2 protein-coding genes and 1 pseudogene are annotated in these 3440 nt (G+C 58.3%); 2 read left to right on the top strand and 1 reads right to left on the bottom strand.

Features of this window, described 5'->3' with window-relative positions; genetic code table 11:
- Together X742_RS1000000175090 and X742_RS140550 are read left to right on the top strand one after the other, a co-directional pair.
- Positions 1-558: pseudogene (locus tag X742_RS1000000175090) on the top strand (hypothetical protein); the annotation flags it as partial.
- Positions 559-1299: 741 nt separating this feature from the next.
- Positions 1300-1680, top strand: coding sequence for a hypothetical protein (locus tag X742_RS140550; protein ID WP_023775584.1), 381 nt, complete (start codon positions 1300-1302; stop codon positions 1678-1680).
- 797 nt (positions 1681-2477) lie between these two features.
- On the opposite strand, the gene X742_RS140555 is transcribed toward X742_RS140550, so the two are convergent.
- On the bottom strand, positions 2478-3440 hold a 963-nt coding region (locus tag X742_RS140555; protein WP_023775583.1), incomplete at its 5' end, for an MFS transporter.

Genomic DNA, 3440 nt, shown 5'->3' with positions numbered 1-3440 from the left:
GACGCCATCGGCGGCGACAGCGCGGTTGCACGCCTGGATGCCGAACGGCGCACAACGCTGTTGGAAATCGAGGAGAAGGCCGTTCGTTACATCGAGCTGAAGCTCGGCATCATGTCGGCTGGAAATGCTTTGCGGATCTACCGTGAGAACCACCGTTCGGGGATGATGGCGCGTGCATCAGACGCATTCAAGCTAATGACCCGTGGGCAGTATTCAGGCCTTACAACCCAGCCCGTGAAAGGCGGCGAGGTTCTCATCGCGGTGCAGCGCGACGGGCAATCGAAGCTCGCTGACGCGCTTTCGAAGGGCGCGCGCTTTCAGCTCTACCTGGCACTGAGGCTCGCCGGTTATTACGAGTTCGCGCAATTCCGGCCCTCGGTTCCCTTCATTGCCGACGATATCATGGAAACCTTTGACCATGTTCGCTCGGAGGAGGTTTTCAGATTGTTTGGGGAGATGGCGAACACAGGTCAGGTCATCTATCTCACGCACCACAAGCACCTGTGTGAAATCGCCAAGGCTGTTGTCCCAGCATCTACCATCCACCAGCTGGAATAGGCTCGATTAGAATTCGCCTCAAACGATGCGGTTCAACTGACCAACCGTCTGACATAGGAACTTTCGATCGAATTCCGTCATGACGTCCCTTCGATAGAGGTTGAGAAATGCCTATCTTGTTCTGCAATGTTGCGTGGATGAACGACTACGCCGGGCGGAGCGCGGATGACCCGCCTCTCGGTGGCGGGGCATTTCCGAGTAAGCAGGGTTATTGCGCGGAAGAATGCAACTTTGTTGCAGCCGATGACGGGTACGTTTACGGCGCTTCGAGACGATTAAGGGCGAATTGGATCGGCAGGTGCGCNCCGCCCAGCACTACAAGGATAAGATCAGGTCGTTCAGGGCTGGGACGCTCGCCGAAAATGCATTCGTGCTACCCCCGGAGGATAGGCACCTACGATTGCGGCGTGGCAAAGGGTGGAGTGGCCAGGCAAGCTGGTGGTATGCGAACGATACGACAGATCGATCCGCCAGAGCATTCGTCAAGAGAGTAAAGGCATTTATCGAAGGCGAGCCAGTCGCTCCCGTCGGGGCATCGCCCGATCATGATGGAGGTCGTGGCCGACCGGCTGGAGCGGCAGCGTCCGACGTCTACAAACGGTATGTGCGGAAGTACGAGATCAATGTCCATCCTCAGCATGACAATCTGCACAAACAGTTCGTTCGTTTCTCAGCGAGCGATATCCGCGGATTGATTTTCCCGCTTGTTTTCGCGACGACCTTCGGTTTGCGGTTGACGCAATGCCGGAAGTGATGGTCGAGATCAAGCCTGCTGATGCGGCTACGATGCGCTTCGCCATTCGCACCGCGATCGGCCAGTTGCTCGACTACCGCCAGCATCAGCGGTGGATTGGCCGACAGGTAATCCTTGTCGGTGCGAAGGTGACGAGCAAGAACGATCTAAGTCTGGCGTTTGCAACGGCTTTGGCCTGGCCTGGCCCATTGGAACCGGCGGATTCGAGATCCGCTGGCCCGACGGTGCTGGTTGATTGGCAAGCAAGCGCCGAACGTCCGGAGGCTAAAGCTCAGGGTCGCGATGGATCGGCATTGCTGCTTTCGGTGCCGAACCCAATCTCTCATATGGGGATATCGCAGTCCTCCAAACGATGCTCAAGTCGGTAGTAATGGTCCCTCATGCTTTGCATTCGTNTGGGGATATCGCAGTCCTCCAAACGATGCTCAAGTCGGTAGTAATGGTCCCTCATGCTTTGCATTCGTGCAATCAGTCCTTACTCGCCGGCGCGCAGAGCTGTGACGAACTCGTTTTCCTCCGCGAACCTGCTTGAGATCTTACGTTACGTACGACATCGATGTTTGCGCCAGCTCAGTGCGGCCAATTTTGTACGGTTGCTCGAATTCAGCGTATATCACGCCGTATATTCACTCAGTCTGCGGCGCAGTTCGATGAACACTGCATCGTCCGTCGAGTCGGATAGTCTGCATCCGACAGTATGTTCCTGACGTGGAGCTCAGGGACGCAGACCGCTGATATAGCACTTGTGTCAACGATCAACGCCAAACCGAGAGGCTTTCTTATCGTCTTGCATTTTAGGAAATTTCTACCCTTGAGTGTCTCAGATGCGTATGCGCGAGCCTCTAAGGTCGCTGTACGTTGGCTTTAACGGTGCGGCAGATGCCGGTGTCGGTCGCCATGGCCCGGAGGTGAAGCCGACGCAGCGCTTCCGCTGGTCCATGCAAGCGGAGGATCGCGCCGCGCCGTGCATGCGATTGCATCTGTCGCCGCGCTGCGCTGCTGAGGCCTCTTCTGTCAGGCGGTCTAGGTTTCGCGCTTCGGGCCGAGCAGGAACACTATGAGGGCAGCGACGAACGTGGCAACAGCACTGTAGGCAATGGCGCNCGAGGAGTGCTCAAACTACTTCTGCGCCGCAGGATACGAGCCTGAGTGATCAGATTCTGCTCTAGGTTTCGCGCTTCGGGCCGACCAGGAACACTATGAGGGCAGCGACGAACGTGGCAACAGCACTGTAGGCAATGGCGCTTGTAATCCCCGCATTCTCCACCAATAGTCCGCCGAAAATCGCGCCGGCTGCGATTGCCACTTGGAATACTGTGACCAGCAGCACACCGGCGCTTTGGGCCTGCTCGGGAACGGCCCTCCGTACCATCCACGTCTGCAATCCCACTGGCACGGCGCCGAAGGCAAACCCCCACGCGGCAACAGCAATCGCCGAGGCCAAGGCCGATGCTCCCGCCGTCAGCAGCGAAACAGCGGCTATCGCTATGAGCAGCGGTGCAAGGGCCGCGACTGCCTTGAGACTGTACTCGGCCAGAAGCCCGCCGGCCAGATTGCCGAAGAATCCGCTGATGCCAAAAGCCAGCAACACAAGCGAGATCGTCTCGACATCCAGCGCGGGAATCTTCTCGAGGAAGGCGCGGATATAGGTGATTCCGGCGAAGTGGCCGGAAGCGACCAGCAGGACGACCAAAAGCGCAATTTTGACCATCGGAATCTTGGCCACATCCAGCAGGCTTCGGAAGCTAGCCACTCCAATCGGAGGCAGTCTCGGAATGGTTATGAGTTGCACGAGCAGTGTAGCGGCGGCGCCGGCTGCGGCGAGCATGAAGGCGCTTCGCCATCCCCAGATATCGCCGACATAAGCGCCGATTGGAGCTGCGCAGACGGTAGCTATGGAAACGCCGGTGAGGATGATCGACATAGCGCGCGACAGGAGGTGGCTTGGAACGAGCCGCATCGCCAGTGCTGCCGACATCGACCAGAAGCCTCCGAGCGCTATGCCGAGCACGACGCGTGCAGTCAGGAGAACCGCCAGCGACCACGCGCCGGCCGCCAGAACGTCCGACAGGATCAGCAGCAGCGTCATGGTCCACATGACGGTCCTGCGGTCCAGGCGCTTTGTGAT

Origin of the sequence: Mesorhizobium sp. LNHC229A00, assembly GCF_000502415.1 — a bacterium.
GTDB lineage: Bacteria > Pseudomonadota > Alphaproteobacteria > Rhizobiales > Rhizobiaceae > Mesorhizobium.
Note: the sequence above shows the minus strand (reverse complement) of the source record. Positions and strands in the feature narration are given on the sequence as shown.